Here is a 14,910-nt window from a genome sequence, read left to right on the forward strand (position 1 = left end):
GTTTTTTAATGGATGCTGCCGCGACTCAGTCTTTGTGCGACAAACGCTCTGCGGTGGTGTCGTTCGCTGTGGTGGATTTGGCGCTGGCTTCATCATCGTTCATTGCTTTTTTGAAGCCTTTGATGGCCGCACCGAGATCGCCACCTAAGGTGCGCAACTTTTTGGTGCCAAACAATAAAACAATCAGTGCGCCGATGACTAAAAGTTTGGTAATGCTGATCTCGCCCATACGTAACCTTCTTAATCTGAATTGCCGGAGTACGGCATAAAAACCCTGACGCTATTAACGGTCATTTTCTGCGGGCACACAATAGCAATCTGTAACAAGGTGAATCAAGTTTTCTGCACAACTGATTGCAGGATCCCTGCGCTAAATCGCCTATTTGCCAGTACCGGTAACTGGCGGCGCACATTTGTGATCCGCGCCGCATCAATATCCGCCCAGATAATCTGCGGCTGTTCCGCGGCCGCCGCCAGCACTACCCCCATAGGGTCGACAATACGGCTCTGGCCAATATTGCGGCTGCCGCACTCACCGGCTGCCGCCAGGTAACAGGTCGTATCCAGCGCCCGGGCCGAAAGCAGCGTGGCCCAGTGCTGCTCTTTTAACGGGCCGCGCAGCCAGGCCGCAGGCACAACCAGCAATTCAGCCCCCTGTAATGCCAGGTTCAGCGCCAGCTCCGGAAAGCGCAAATCATAGCAGGTCATCACGCCGGTTTTTATGCCGGCCACATCAATCAGCCCGGGCAGCGCTTCGCCTGCGTCCACCAGGGTGGATTCGCGCACATTAAACGCATCATACAGGTGGAGCTTCTGGTAACTCAGCAATACCTGACCATTGCGCACGGCAAACAGCGTATTGGCCGCCCTTCCCGGGGTGGTGCGCATGTGCAGGGTCAGGATAGTGGTCAGGTGGCAGCCTTTACTGTGCGCCACTATCCCCTGTAAAAATGGTCCGTCCGGGGTCTGGGCCTGTTTTACTGACAGGTGCGGGTCGTCATCTGACCGGGCCAGTAGCGCCTCTGGCAGTACCAGTAAATCCGCCGCCCCCGCCCGGGCCTGATCCATCAGTGCCAGGCAGGTTGCCAGGTTTTGCTGCCAGTGCGGGCCTACCACAAACTGCCCTACCGCTGTTCTCATACTCCCCCCCTTTCCTGTGCGCGTTCACAGCAATTATTATTACTGCCGTTTATTGTTTTACACTTAACCCGATAATAATCAAATAACAACGGAGAGAGGCTATGGGCCAATTGCTGCTGGCGGTGTTTCTGGGCGGAGGTTTAGGGAGCGTGAGCCGCTGGTTAATTAGCCTGCGATTTAACCCGGTGCACCCGGCTATCCCGCTGGGGACATTAACCGCGAATCTTATCGGGGCGTTTATTATCGGTATTGGCCTTGCGTGGTTTAACCGCATCACCACCATTGATCCCCAGTGGAAACTACTGGTGACCACCGGCTTTTGCGGCGGGCTGACCACCTTTTCGACCTTCTCTGCCGAGGTGGTGTATCTGCTTATGGATGGCAAAGTGAGCTGGGCGCTGGCCAATATTGTACTTAACCTGGCAGGCTCCCTGATGATGACGGCCCTGGCCTTCTGGCTGACCCAGCAGCTGCTCGGGCGCTGAACATTTTGTGGCGTTAAGGTTTATTTAATTTATCGCTGCCATGCTCGGGGTTATCAACCAGGAATCAAGAGGATGCAGCGTTGATGATAAAACAACGACTCACTGAATCCGGCACTCTGCTACTGTGCGTACTGATCGTGGCCGCGTTTATCAAAATGTATCTGTTTTCTTAACCGGATTAGCCGGACGCCAGACGAAAAAAACCCGCAATTAAGCGGGTTTTTGAATTCTGGCTGTAACTTACAGAGCGATTACGTTAGCAGCAGAAGGGCCTTTGGCACCGTTAGTGATTTCGAACTCTACACGCTGACCTTCAGCCAGAGTTTTGAAACCATTGCTCTGGATTGCAGAGAAGTGTACGAACACGTCTTTGCTGCCATCTTCCGGAGTAATGAAACCGAATCCTTTGGACTCATTAAACCACTTAACGTTACCTTTAATCTTAGACATCAAAATTACCTTTACATGAAAAATCGACACTAATGTTGTGTCGGCGACCAGTACAACAATTGTGGCTGCTTTTGTCCAGTCTAACTTTGCTAAAAAGTGATAAAAGTCTCGAAGTTTTTTAGCCATCAGACTTTACCTCTTGTTTTAACAGCTAAACCGCACCCAATGTTAAACCCGGTGCACGGCTCAGAACTGCAAACGAAACCAGGCAAAGTAAACGTTACCGTTGTTATAGGTTCCCGGTATATAGGTCATCTGAAATGTTGCCGGGCCATAGCCCACAGACGCCAGGGGCAATACCAGCGGGATCGGGATATAACGGTAGTTATCCCGGGCGGTTACCGCGGCGGTATACCCCAGCCCGAGGTGGAAATTGTCGTCCGCCAGCGGGCGCCAGATGGCCTCCCAGCCGTAGCCGCCAATCGGCTCCCACTTGTTAAATGAATCTTTAAACGCCATCAGGTAGAGGGCGTGCCAGTTGCCTTTGTCATCCAGCCGGGAGACCCCAAGCCCTGCCCCCCAGGGGCGCTCGTTATAGCGGTCGGTTTTGTCTTTATCGTAGGCGAAACGCGCATGCCAGGTGATCGCCGGAATATAAAGATCCGTATAGCGGGGAGATTCCCAGGTTTCCACCACCTGATGACGAAATGATGAAAACCAGCCGGTGCTTTCATCCCGGGAATCAGCCCGGGAAATGGCGGGCGTTAATAACAGAAAGGAAAGAATAAGCGTGAAAGTGCTTGTCAGCCGTTTTATCTTGCACATATCTGAATCTGTTTTTATTTCAACTACGCGATACTAATATACCAGCCCTCAATTAATCTTAAACACTTCAGAATCTGTTATTTATTAAAATACTCTATTATATGGCGGTGATTTATAGCCCGAAGGCATAAATACCGCAAACCTGGCACCTTTAACCTTGCAGATAATGCACAGACGGCAGAATAAATCGCGCTGCCACATTCGCCGTGGAAGCTGATGAAAAAATCACCGGGCGCGCCGCCGGGCGGGCTTCCGGCTCGCTTAGCCGCCGGGCCTGCCTGTCGCCCATATAGATAGCACTGAAATAGTAACTATGATTACAAAAATTCCCCAAAAGCATGCTCACGGAAATAACGAGAAATGGCTACCAGTTTGAGGAAATATTTTATGTCTCATACAAAGTTAATGACATAATAGTGTTACCGATGTGTGAGTTAACATTAAATCATCGGAATAAACATAAGCGTAACATTAATGTCGCGTCAGCGGCTATTCCATATATTATTATTGTCGCATTGCCCCACCGGCCAGTGCGGCTGGGGGATTTATGCTAACTGCTTTTGAGTTATTGATCGGTGTACTGGTCATTGTCGGGGTCGCCCGCTATATCATAAAAGGATATTCCGCCACGGGTGTTTTATTTATCGGCGGGCTGGTACTGATGCTGATAAGTGTCCTGATGGGGCACGACATATTACCCGCAGGCACCCAGAGCACCGGCCTGCGCGCCATGGATATTCTGGAATATATCAAGATCCTGCTGATGAGCCGCGGCGGCGATCTTGGCATGATGATCATGATGTTATGTGGGTTTGCCGCCTACATGTCCTATATCGGCGCGAACGATATGGTCGTCAAACTGGCCTCTAAGCCGCTCAATTATATTAACTCACCCTACCTGTTGATGGTCGCGGCCTATTTCCTGGCCTGCCTGATGTCCCTGGCGGTCTCTTCCGCAACCGGCCTTGGTGTATTACTGATGGCAACCCTGTTCCCGGTCATGGTAAATGTGGGGATCAGCCGTGGCGCCGCAGCCGCTATATGTGCCTCTCCGGCAGCGATTATATTATCGCCAACCTCCGGGGATGTGGTTCTGGCTGCCAAAGCCGCCGAAATGCCGCTGGTGGATTTTGCCTTTAAAACCACCCTGCCGATTTCCATCGCCGCCATCATCAGTATGGCTATCGCCCATTTCTTCTGGCAGAAATACCTCGACAAGAAAGAGAATGTCAGCCACGAAATGCTCGAAGCCAGCGAAATTGAAACTAATGCCCCCTCTTTCTACGCTATTTTGCCGTTTACACCGATTATCGGGGTGCTGATTTTCGACGGTAAATGGGCCCCGCAATTGCATATCATTACCATCCTCGTCAGCTGTATTTTGCTGGCCGCTATTATTGAATTTTTGCGCAATTTCAGTACCCGGGAGGTATTTACCGGGCTGGAATCGGTTTATCGCGGCATGGCCGATGCCTTCGCCAACGTGGTTATCCTGCTGGTGGCCGCCGGGCTGTTTGCCCAGGGGCTGAGCACCATCGGCTTTATTCAGAGCCTGATCTCCATTGCCACCTCGTTTGGCTCCGCCAGTATTATTCTGATGCTGGTACTGGTTATCCTGACCATGCTTGCCGCCATGACGACCGGCTCCGGTAACGCCCCCTTCTATGCCTTTGTGGAGCTTATCCCCAAACTGGCGCACCACTCCGGCATTAACCCGGGGTATCTGGTTATCCCGATGCTGCAGGCCTCTAACCTTGGACGCACCATCTCGCCGGTATCCGGGGTGGTGGTTGCCGTGGCCGGGATGGCAAAAATATCCCCCTTTGAGGTGGTCAAGCGCACCTCCGTACCGGTACTGGTGGGGCTGGTAGTGGTGATCATCGCCACGGAATTTATGTTGCCTGCCGGGGCATAACTCTTATATCCCTGCATCCCGCTTCAGGTAAAATGGTGGCATTCGTGCCGCCATTTTTTTTACCCGCCGCCAGGCGTGAAAAATGGCCGCCCCCACACCTGTTCAGAAAGTGAGCATACCATGATAAAACAGATGGTGACCGCCGCCTGCGGGCTGATGTTTTGTGCATCCGCCAGCGCCCAGTCCCTGACTCCCGGCCAGTATGGCGATTTTGATAACTATGTCCTGGCGCTCTCCTGGCAGTCCGGTTTTTGCCAGAGCATGCATGAGCGCAATCGCAAAGAGCCCACAGAGTGTCGCAACCAGAATGTGGGGGAAGATAAAACCGCCCTGCTCACCGTGCACGGGCTGTGGCCGTCGCTCCCCCGCAGTATTGCCGCCCGGGGGGTGGATAACCAGCGCTGGATGCGCTTTGGCTGCGCAACGCGCCCGGAGCCCAATTATCCGCAGGTAAAAGCCAGCCGCAAATGCAGTGCCCCGGATACCGGGCTTTCCGGCGATATGGCAGAGAAACTCTCCGGGGTGATGCCCGGTGCCGGTGGCAACAGCTGCCTTGAGCGCTACGAATACGCCAAACACGGTGCCTGTTTCGGGTTCGATCCCGCGGCGTACTTTGGCACCATGGTGCGCCTGAGCCAGGAAGTGCGCCAGAGCCCGGTGGGGCAGTTCCTCGCCAGCCACTACGGCAAAACCGTGCAGCGCAGCGAGCTGGAGCAGGCTATCGCCAGCGCCTGGGGTAAAGAGAAGGTGAAATCGGTGAAATTAACCTGCCACAGCCACCCGGCGTACCTCACCGAGATCCAGCTAACGCTCAACGCGGCAGCCATTAACCAGCCCCTGAGCGGTAATTCGCTGGCTACCCAGCCACACCCGGGTAACTGCCCCGGCACCTTTATTATTGACGCGACAGGGTATTAACCCGGCCCCCCGGCCGCTACTATAGCGGCTGGCTAAGCGGTTTCTCCGCATTCTGAGTCATTCACAAACAGGGAGAATAAGCCTGCATGGCGCAGCTAAAAAAATGGGGTCTTTTGCTGGTGGTGTTAATGGCAACCGGCCTGAGCGGCTGTGTTTATGATAGTGACCACAGCGGCCACCACCATAAACACAAGCATAAACACAAAAAACAGGAGAGCAGCTACAGCGAGCACTACCAGCGTAACAACAGCAGTAATACCACGCTTCGCCGCTAGCGGTGCGGGCTTACCCCAGGGCGTTTACCAGCGAATCGCGGGTGATCTCGCTGATACTTTTCGCCCCGGTTAATGTCATCGCCACGCGCATCTCTTTTTCGATAAGGTTAAGCAGGTTGGCGACCCCCGCCTCCCCGTGGGTAGCCAGCGCGTACAGATAAGCGCGCCCCAGCAGCACTGAATCGGCCCCCAGCGCAATCATGCGCACCACGTCCAGACCGTTACGGATACCGCTGTCCGCAAGGATAGTAATATCGCCTTTTACCGCATCGGCTATCGCCGGCAGCGCACGGGCAGAAGAGAGCACCCCGTCCAGCTGGCGCCCGCCGTGGTTCGATACCACAATCCCGTCAGCCCCGAAGCGCACGGCATCTCTGGCATCTTCCGGGTCAAGGATCCCTTTAATCACCATCGGGCCATCCCAGAATTCGCGGATCCACTCCAGATCCTTCCAGGAGATGGAGGGATCAAAGTTATTCGCCAGCCAGCCAATATAGTCCTCAAGCCCGGTCGGTTTCCCCCGGTAGGCGGAGATATTGCCCAGATCGTGGGGGCGGCCGTTAAGCCCCACATCCCATGACCATGTGGGATGGGTTACCGCCTGCCAGTAGCGGCGCAGGGCGGCGTTCGGGCCGCTCATGCCGGAGTGGGCATCACGGTAGCGGGCGCCGGGTGTGGGCATATCTACGGTAAAGACCAGGGTCGAGCAGCCTGCCGCTTTGGCCCGCTCCAGGGCATTACGCATAAAACCGCGATCTTTTAACACATACAGCTGGAACCACATCGGCCGGTCAATGGCCCGGGTCACCTCTTCAATCGGGCATACGGACACGGTAGAGAGCGTGAACGGGATCCCCTTCGCTGTTGCGGCTCTGGCCGCCTGAACTTCGCCGCGCCGGGCGTACATACCGCACAACCCCACGGGGGCCAGGGCCACCGGCATAGAGAGGGTTTCGCCGAACAGCCGGGTTTCAAGGCTCAGATCCGACATATTCTTCAGCACGCGCTGGCGCAGGGCCACCCGGGAGAGATCCTCCACATTATGCTTAAGGGTATATTCCGCATACGCCCCCCCATCAATGTAATGGAACAAAAACGGCGGCAGTTTGCGTTGAGCGGCAGCGCGATAATCGCTGGCGGCAGAGATAATCATGGTCACATATCCTTGGGAGTTTCACTTTCATCACCCGGCAGGCGCACACTGCGCGCGCGCCGGGCTTCATCTTCATGGAAGGTCTTCATGGTGCTGTGGACAAAACCCAGATGGGCCGTTGCCGCTTTACGGGCGCGCTCCGGCTCACCGTCCAGAATCGCCCGGAGTAATTCGTGGTGCTGCTCCGTCAGCCGGGAAAAGATAGTCGGCATGGTGTAGAGCAATTTACGGCTTTGCATAATCGACGACTGCAGCAGATCGAAAAAGCCGCGCATGGTCTGCAACAGCACCAGATTGTGGGACGCCTCAGCAATGGCGAGGTGGAAACGCACATCGGCCTGGGCGGCCAAATCGGGATCATCACTCTCTTTGACCCGCAGGGTCGCGTTAAAGCAGGACTGCAGCTTTTCTTTATCTTCGGCGGTTGCCCGCATCGCCGCATACCAGGCGGTGCTGGCTTCAATGGCGTGGCGCGCTTCCAGCACGTCATAACGGTAGCCGGGATCTTCAGCCAGCAGCTCTTTTAGCGGCCGTACTATCCGGTTTTCCGACCAGGGCTCGTCAAAACGCACGTAAGTACCCCCGCCGCGCCGGGACTCCAGCAGCCCTTCACTGATGAGGGTCGCAATCCCCTCCCGCAGTGAAGAGCGGGAGACATTCAGCGTTGCCGCCAGCTGCCTTTCGGCGGGTAATCGCATACCCGCCTCCAGGTGACGCTCTTTAATCAGCGCTCTGAGCTGCAAGGCCAGATGGTCAGCCAGACGCGTTCCTGCGGGTGCTGTCATGGAATCATCCAGGGAAGCACATAAGCCTGCAGCGTAATAATCACCCCGACAATACAGGTGAAGATCAGGCTGTGTTTTACCGTAAAGCGGAACAGTTCAGACTCCCGTCCCACCAGCCCTACGGCCGCACAGGCAATGGCAATCGACTGTGGCGAAATCATCTTGCCGGTCACCCCGCCGCTGGTATTGGCCGCCACCAGCAGAATATCCGACACCCCGATTTGCTGAGCTGCCGTGGCCTGCAGCGCGGCAAACAGCGCGTTAGACGAGGTATCCGAACCGGTTAAGAAGACCCCCAGCCAGCCAAGGAACGGCGAGAAGAAGGTAAAGGCGTGCCCGGTTTGTGAAAAGGCCAGCGCCAGGGTGGCGGAAAGGCCGGAGTAGTTAGAAATAAACGCAAACGCCAGCACCATACCGATAGAGTAAATAGGCAGCGCCAGCTCTTTTAAGGTCTCCCCAAACGTGACAATGGCGGCTTTCGGCTTCATGCGCAGCCAGACAATAGACAGCAGCGCCGCAAACAGAATGGCCGTACCGGTTGCGGAGAACCAGTCAAACTTATAGACCGCCGGGTATGGCGTGCTCGCGGCCACCACCGGTGGCATACGGGCCACGGTTTTATCCAGCCAGGGCACGGAGATATTCATCACCATGTCATACAGCGGGCCACCGGCGGCGAACATCGCCTTGAATCCCGGCAGGCTCCACAGGGTCACGGTCACGGTCAGGAACAGGAACGGCGACCAGGCCTTAACCACCTGCCCGGCCGTATAGTTCTGGCGCTCAAGGGTCATGTCGGTCACCCCGGCGCCCAGATCACCAAACCGGAAAATCCGCTTCGGCTGCCAGTAACGCAGGAAGGTGGTCAGGCACAGCAGGGAAACCAGCGACGAGATAATGTCCGGCAGCTCCGGGCCAATAAAGTTAGAGCTCAGGTACTGGGCGATGGCAAATGAACCCGCCGCCACCGTCACCGCCGGCCACGTCTCTTTGATCCCGCGCCAGCCATCCATGATCCCCATAATCCAGAACAGCACAATAATGGTCATAAACGGCAGCTGGCGACCCACCATCTGGCCAATCACAAAGCTGTCGATCCCGGTCACCTGACCGGCAACAATAATCGGGATCCCCATGGCCCCGAAGGCAACCGGCGCGGTATTTACAATCAGGCACAGCCCCGCCGCATACAGCGGGTTAAAGCCCAGGCCAACCAGCAGCGCGGCGGTGATTGCCACCGGCGCACCAAAACCGGCCGCCCCTTCAAGGAACGCCCCGAAACAGAAGCCGACAATCAGCATCTGCAGGCGCTGGTCCGGCGTGATGGACAAAATCGACGCGCGGATAATCGCAAACTGCCCGGTTTTTACCGAAATCTTATACACAAAGACCGCGGCGATAATAATCCAGGCGATAGGCCAGAGACCGTAGAAGAAGCCATACACGACCGACATCAGCGCCCGATCGACCGGCATCCGGTAAAACAGCAGCGCCACGGCCAGCGCCAGCCCCACCGTAATGGTGGCGGCAAGGTAGCCTTTCATGCGCAGCTTGATAAGTGCGAAGAAGAAAAACAGTATCGGCAGGACCGCAACCAGGCTCGACAGCCAGATATTGCCCGCAGGATCATAGAGTTGTTGCCAGAGCATAAGATGTTCTCCAGAGGACAGCCCCGTCGCGGAAGAAACAGACCTGTAGGGTGTCGGTCTTTCCGGTGGCGGGATTGGTCCTACCAATTGGTATTATTGTGGTGTAAGCGGAGTGAATGTTAATTTATGGTTAGCTTTTGGCAACCTTTTTGTAGCTTTTTGTTTTCATCTGCACATTTCAGCTCACAATTTACTGAAAATTGGTCGGGCCAATTTCAGCACAATCCCCCTGCCCGCCGGGTGCCGCGGCTGGCGCCACCCCCGCAAGGCCGGGCGGGGAGTACAACGACCGGTTATATTTCGGCGCTGAAGCGTTTTTTTCTCTTTTCTTCCGCAGCCAGTCAGCAGCAAAAAGCGCGCCCGGGGCCGTTTCCGGCGGGCATATTTCGTTCCGGGGGAATGTGTTAATGATATCGCTTTGAAAATAAACAGAAAAAAATCAGCAGGCGGGTCTGGCGCTATATAACAAAATACATAATCAGAAAAACGATAAATTTATTATGCAAGAGAGTTAATAATTTTTCGGGAAATATACTTACTAGAGGGTAGATCACTATCTAATACCGTCTGATTTGATTTCACGCAAGGTGTTCTGGCGGCTGACTGTTATTTTCGCTGCGCTCAGTTTAAATAAAAATGAGGTAAGCAATGGACGTCAGTCGCAGACAGTTTTTTAAAATCTGCGCCGGCGGAATGGCAGGTACAACAGTGGCGGCCCTCGGTTTCGCACCGAAGACAGCACTGGCCGAGGTGAGAGAATACAAATTACTGCGGTCCAGAGAGACCCGTAACACCTGTACCTATTGTTCCGTGGGCTGTGGACTACTGATTTACAGCATGGGAGACGGCGCTAAAAATGCCCGCTCCGCTATCACCCACATTGAAGGGGATCCCGACCATCCGGTAAGCCGCGGCGCCCTGTGCCCGAAAGGGGCCGGGCTGCTGGATTATGTTCACAGCGAAAACCGCCTGCGCTACCCGGAATACCGCGCCCCGGGCTCCGATAAATGGCAGCGCATCAGCTGGGAAGAAGCCAGCACCCGCATCGCCCGCCTGATGAAACAGGATCGCGACAGCAACTTTATTGAAAAAGACAGCCAGGGCACCACGGTGAACCGCTGGCTCTCAACCGGTATGCTGTGCGCCTCAGCAGCCAGCAATGAAACCGGCCTGCTGACCCACAAATTTGCCCGCTCACTGGGCATGCTGGCGGTAGATAACCAGGCACGCGTCTGACACGGCCCAACGGTAGCAAGTCTTGCTCCAACATTTGGCCGCGGCGCCATGACCAACCACTGGGTTGATATCAAAAACGCCAATGTCGTCGTTGTGATGGGCGGTAACGCCGCCGAAGCGCACCCGGTCGGGTTCCGCTGGGCGATGGAAGCCAAAAACAATAACGATGCCACGCTTATCGTGGTAGACCCGCGCTTTACCCGTACCGCATCGGTGGCCGACATTTATGCCCCGATCCGCTCCGGTACTGATATTACCTTCCTCTCCGGGGTGATTCTGTATCTGATCAACAATCAGAAAATCAACGCGGAATACGTTAAGAACTACACCAACGCCAGCCTGCTGGTGCGCGACGACTTCAGCTTTGAAGATGGCCTGTTCAGCGGCTATGACGCAGAGAACCGGCGCTACGACAAAACCAGCTGGAACTATCAGTTCGGCAGCGACGGCTACGCCCTGCGCGACGATACCCTGCAACACCCGCGCTGCGTATGGAACCTGCTGAAACAGCACGTTTCCCGCTACACGCCGGACATTGTCGAAAAGATCTGCGGTACTCCGCAAAAAGACTTCCTTAAAATCTGTGAGGTGCTGGCCTCCACCAGCGCGGCAAATCGCACCACCAGCTTCCTGTATGCTCTGGGCTGGACCCAGCACAGTGTCGGCTCGCAGAATATCCGCACCATGGCGATGATCCAGCTGCTGCTGGGGAATATGGGCATGGCAGGCGGCGGCGTAAACGCCCTGCGCGGCCACTCCAACATTCAGGGGCTGACCGATCTGGGGCTGCTTTCTACCAGCCTGCCGGGCTATTTAACCCTGCCTTCCGATCAGCAGACCACGCTGGAGAGCTACCTGGCCGCCAATACCCCGAAAGCGACCCTGCCAGGCCAGGTCAACTACTGGGGCAATTACCCGAAATTCTTCGTCAGCCTGATGAAAGCCTTCTACGGTGACAAAGCCACCCGGGAAAACCAGTGGGGCTTCGACTGGCTGCCGAAGTGGGATCAGTCTTACGATACCCTGCGCTACTTTGACATGATGGGTAAAGGCCAGGTGAACGGCTATATCTGCCAGGGCTTTAACCCGGTGGCCTCCTTCCCGGACAAAAACAAAGTGGTCGCCACCCTGAGTAAGCTCAAATACCTGGTGGTTATCGACCCGCTGGTTACCGAGACCAGTAACTTCTGGCAGAACCACGGCGAGATGAACGATGTGGACCCGGCAGCCATTCAGACCGAGGTCTTCCGCCTGCCGTCCACCTGTTTTGCTGAAGAAGACGGCTCGATAGTCAACTCCGGGCGCTGGCTACAGTGGCACTGGAAAGCGGCCAACGCACCGGGCGAAGCCCTGAACGACGGCGCTATCCTTGCCAGCATCTACCACAAGATGCGCGATCTGTACCGCACCGAAGGCGGCACAGGGGCAGAGCCATTACTGAGCATGCGCTGGGACTACCACCTGCCGGACAGCCCGGAATCTGAAGAAGTGGCCCGGGAAAGTAACGGCTACGCGCTGGAAGATATCGTTGATGCCAGCGGCGCGCTGGTGGTGAAAAAAGGCCAGCAGCTTGACTCATTCGCCCAGCTGCGCGACGACGGTACTACCGCCTCTGCCTGCTGGATCTGGGCCGGAAGCTGGACCGAAAAAGGCAACCAGATGGCCAACCGCGACAACAGCGATCCCTCTGGCCTTGGCAATACCCTGGGCTGGGCCTGGGCATGGCCGATGAACCGCCGCGTTCTGTATAACCGCGCCTCCGCAGACGTTGCCGGTAACCCCTGGGATCCTGAGCGTATGCTTATCCGCTGGAACGGCAGCAAATGGGTGGGTAACGATATTCCGGACTACAGCACCGCCGCGCCGGGCACCGGTGTTAACCCGTTCATCATGCAGCCGGAAGGGATGGGCCGCCTGTTTGCCATCAATAAAATGGCGGAAGGCCCGTTCCCGGAACATTATGAGCCGTTCGAAACCCCGGTCGGCACGAACCTGCTGCACCCGAACGTTATCTCTAACCCGGCGGCGCGCCTGTTTGCTGAAGACGCAAAACGCCTGGGTAAAGCCGATGAGTTCCCCTATGTGGGCACCACCTACCGCCTGACGGAGCACTTCCATACCTGGACCAAAAACGCGCTGCTTAACGCCATCGCCCAGCCGGAACAGTTTGTGGAGATCAGCGAAGCGCTGGCGAAAATCAAAGGCATTGCCAGTGGTGATAAGGTGCGGGTCAGCAGCAAACGCGGCTTTATCCGCGCCGTTGCGGTGGTTACCCGCCGCCTGCAACCCCTGAACGTGAACGGCAAAACGGTGGAAACCATCGGCCTGCCGCTGCACTGGGGCTTTGAAGGGGTAGCGCAAAAAGGCTATCTGGTGAACACCCTCACCCCGGGCGTCGGCGACGCCAACTCGCAAACGCCAGAGTACAAGGCGTTCCTCGTTAATCTGGAAAAGGCGTAAGGAGCATAATATATGTCCATGCAATCTCAAGACATTATCAAGCGTTCCGCCACCAACCGGTTTACGCCTCCGGCCCAGGCACGGGACCATCAGCAAGAGGTCTCCAAGCTGATTGATGTCTCCAGCTGTATTGGCTGCAAAGCCTGCCAGGTGGCCTGCTCCGAGTGGAACGACATCCGGGACGAGGTGGGCCACTGTGCGGGGGTGTACGATAACCCCGCCGATCTCAGCGCCAAAACCTGGACCCTGATGCGCTTTTCGGAAACCACCGAAAACGGCAAGCTGGAATGGCTTATCCGCAAAGACGGCTGCATGCACTGTGAAGATCCGGGCTGCCTGAAGGCATGCCCGTCTGCCGGGGCGATTGTGCAGTACGTGAACGGTATTGTGGATTTCAAATCAGAGCACTGTATTGGCTGCGGGTACTGCATTGCCGGTTGCCCGTTCAATATTCCGCGCCTGAACCCGCACGACAACCGGGTCTATAAATGCACCCTGTGCGTTGACCGGGTGGCCGTGGGCCAGGAGCCTGCCTGTGTGAAAACCTGCCCGACCGGTGCCATTCATTTCGGCACCCGGACAGAGATGATTGAACTGGCAGAGCAGCGAGTGGAGAAACTGCGCCAGCGCGGCTATCCCAATGCGGGCCTCTACAACCCGCAGGGGGTGGGCGGCACCCACGTGATGTATGTCCTGCACCATGCGGATCAACCGCAGCTCTACCACAATCTGCCCAAAGATCCGCAAATAGATGTACCGGTCAATCTGTGGAAAGGCATTCTCAAACCTCTGTCTGCCGCGGGCTTTATTGCCACCTTCGCCGGTTTGATCTTCCACTACATCGGAGTGGGGCCAAACAAAGAAGTCGATGATGACAATGAGGAGGAGCACCATGACTAAGCAGAGCAAAATGATTGTCCGCACGCGGTTTATCGACCGGGCCTGCCACTGGACGGTGGTTATCTGCTTCTTCCTGGTGTCGCTGTCCGGGATTGCGTTATTTTTCCCGACCCTGCAGTGGCTGACGGAAACCTTCGGTACACCGCAAATGGGCCGCATTCTGCACCCGTTCTTCGGGGTGCTGATCTTCATTGCCCTGATGTTTATGTTTTTCCGCTTCGTAAAACACAACATCCCGGACAAAGAAGATTTGCCGTGGCTTAAGGGCATTGTGGAAGTGCTCAAGGGCAACGAGCACAAGGTGGCCCGGGTCGGGAAGTACAACGCCGGACAAAAAATGATGTTCTGGAGCATCATGAGCATGATCTTCGTGCTGCTGGTGACCGGCATTATTATCTGGCGCCCGTACTTCGCCCCGATGTTCCCCATCAAACTGGTGCGCTGGTGCCTGCTGCTGCACGCCACTGCGGCTATCGTGCTTATCCACGCCATACTTATCCATATGTATATGGCGTTCTGGGTTAAAGGGTCGATTACCGGCATGATTGAAGGCAAAGTCAGCCGTCGCTGGGCGAAGAAACACCACCCGCGCTGGTATGAAGAGGTCGAAGCCAGAGAACGTCAGCAACAAAAATAACCGGGCCTGGTGCCCTTCCCTCCAGGCAGCCTGAACAGGCTGCCTGTTTTTTATCCACGCAGGCAGCCCTTCCCCCGCGACCACACTTTCCGGATTTGCACATTGCCCCGTCATTCCGGACAATAGAATTTTAACCAGAGAT

General features: G+C 55.9%; 14 protein-coding genes. 7 read left to right on the forward strand and 7 right to left on the reverse strand.

Features of this window, described 5'->3' with window-relative positions:
* Positions 1-25 precede the first annotated feature (25 nt).
* The gene (gene tatE / locus EBL_RS13240; RefSeq protein WP_002439191.1) at positions 26-229 is read right to left on the reverse strand and encodes a twin-arginine translocase subunit TatE; all 204 of its coding nucleotides are present in this window, start codon (positions 227-229) and stop codon (positions 26-28) included.
* A 104-nt stretch (positions 230-333) separates the two neighbouring features.
* Positions 334-1,140 carry a deaminated glutathione amidase gene (locus EBL_RS13245; RefSeq protein WP_002439190.1) on the reverse strand — a complete coding sequence of 269 codons (807 nt, stop codon included), beginning with the start codon at positions 1,138-1,140 and terminating at the stop codon, positions 334-336.
* A 101-nt stretch (positions 1,141-1,241) separates the two neighbouring features.
* On the opposite strand from EBL_RS13245, the gene crcB reads away from it, so the two are divergent.
* Complete coding sequence (gene crcB / locus EBL_RS13250) at positions 1,242-1,625, forward strand: fluoride efflux transporter CrcB (protein WP_002439188.1); 384 nt, start codon at positions 1,242-1,244, stop codon at positions 1,623-1,625.
* A gap of 240 nt (positions 1,626-1,865) precedes the next feature.
* On the opposite strand, the gene cspE is transcribed toward crcB, so the two are convergent.
* Positions 1,866-2,075 carry a transcription antiterminator/RNA stability regulator CspE gene (cspE, locus tag EBL_RS13255; protein ID WP_002439184.1) on the reverse strand — a complete coding sequence of 70 codons (210 nt, stop codon included), beginning with the start codon at positions 2,073-2,075 and terminating at the stop codon, positions 1,866-1,868.
* A gap of 186 nt (positions 2,076-2,261) precedes the next feature.
* Positions 2,262-2,840, reverse strand: coding sequence for a lipid IV(A) palmitoyltransferase PagP (gene pagP, locus EBL_RS13260; protein WP_002439145.1), 579 nt, complete (start codon positions 2,838-2,840; stop codon positions 2,262-2,264).
* 547 nt (positions 2,841-3,387) lie between these two features.
* Between pagP and dcuC the strand changes: the two genes are divergently transcribed.
* From dcuC to EBL_RS13275, 3 genes are all read left to right on the forward strand, one after another.
* Positions 3,388-4,755, forward strand: a complete 1,368-nt coding sequence (dcuC, locus tag EBL_RS13265) for an anaerobic C4-dicarboxylate transporter DcuC (protein ID WP_002439144.1) — start codon at positions 3,388-3,390, stop codon at positions 4,753-4,755.
* 132 nt (positions 4,756-4,887) lie between these two features.
* Positions 4,888-5,673 (forward strand): ribonuclease I, encoded by a 786-nt coding sequence (rna, locus tag EBL_RS13270; RefSeq protein ID WP_373278348.1) that lies wholly within the window; start codon positions 4,888-4,890, stop codon positions 5,671-5,673.
* An 86-nt stretch (positions 5,674-5,759) separates the two neighbouring features.
* Positions 5,760-5,948, forward strand: coding sequence for a hypothetical protein (locus tag EBL_RS13275; protein WP_002439139.1), 189 nt, complete (start codon positions 5,760-5,762; stop codon positions 5,946-5,948).
* A gap of 10 nt (positions 5,949-5,958) precedes the next feature.
* On the opposite strand, the gene lldD is transcribed toward EBL_RS13275, so the two are convergent.
* Genes lldD through lldP form a run of 3 tightly spaced genes read right to left on the reverse strand, consistent with a single transcriptional unit; the run spans position 5,959 to position 9,535 of the window.
* Positions 5,959-7,101 (reverse strand): FMN-dependent L-lactate dehydrogenase LldD, encoded by a 1,143-nt coding sequence (lldD, locus tag EBL_RS13280; RefSeq protein ID WP_002439137.1) that lies wholly within the window; start codon positions 7,099-7,101, stop codon positions 5,959-5,961.
* 2 nt (positions 7,102-7,103) lie between these two features.
* On the reverse strand, positions 7,104-7,886 hold the full coding sequence (gene lldR, locus EBL_RS13285) for a transcriptional regulator LldR (RefSeq protein ID WP_002439136.1): 783 nt from the start codon (positions 7,884-7,886) through the stop codon (positions 7,104-7,106).
* Positions 7,883-9,535, reverse strand: coding sequence for an L-lactate permease (gene lldP, locus EBL_RS13290; protein WP_002439135.1), 1,653 nt, complete (start codon positions 9,533-9,535; stop codon positions 7,883-7,885). The genes lldR and lldP overlap by 4 nt, the downstream gene beginning before the upstream one ends.
* A gap of 648 nt (positions 9,536-10,183) precedes the next feature.
* Here lldP and fdnG point away from each other — a divergent pair.
* The 3 genes from fdnG to fdnI are packed head-to-tail and all read left to right on the forward strand — an operon-like array spanning position 10,184 to position 14,768.
* The gene (gene fdnG / locus EBL_RS13300) at positions 10,184-13,231 is read left to right on the forward strand and encodes a formate dehydrogenase-N subunit alpha (protein ID WP_002439133.1); all 3,048 of its coding nucleotides are present in this window, start codon (positions 10,184-10,186) and stop codon (positions 13,229-13,231) included.
* A 12-nt stretch (positions 13,232-13,243) separates the two neighbouring features.
* The gene (gene fdxH / locus EBL_RS13305; protein WP_002439131.1) at positions 13,244-14,131 is read left to right on the forward strand and encodes a formate dehydrogenase subunit beta; all 888 of its coding nucleotides are present in this window, start codon (positions 13,244-13,246) and stop codon (positions 14,129-14,131) included.
* Positions 14,124-14,768, forward strand: coding sequence for a formate dehydrogenase-N subunit gamma (gene fdnI / locus EBL_RS13310; RefSeq protein ID WP_002439129.1), 645 nt, complete (start codon positions 14,124-14,126; stop codon positions 14,766-14,768). Before fdxH ends, fdnI begins: the two co-directional genes overlap by 8 nt.
* Positions 14,769-14,910 lie beyond the last annotated feature (142 nt).

This window comes from Shimwellia blattae DSM 4481 = NBRC 105725 (genome assembly GCF_000262305.1).
Lineage (GTDB): Bacteria > Pseudomonadota > Gammaproteobacteria > Enterobacterales > Enterobacteriaceae > Shimwellia > Shimwellia blattae.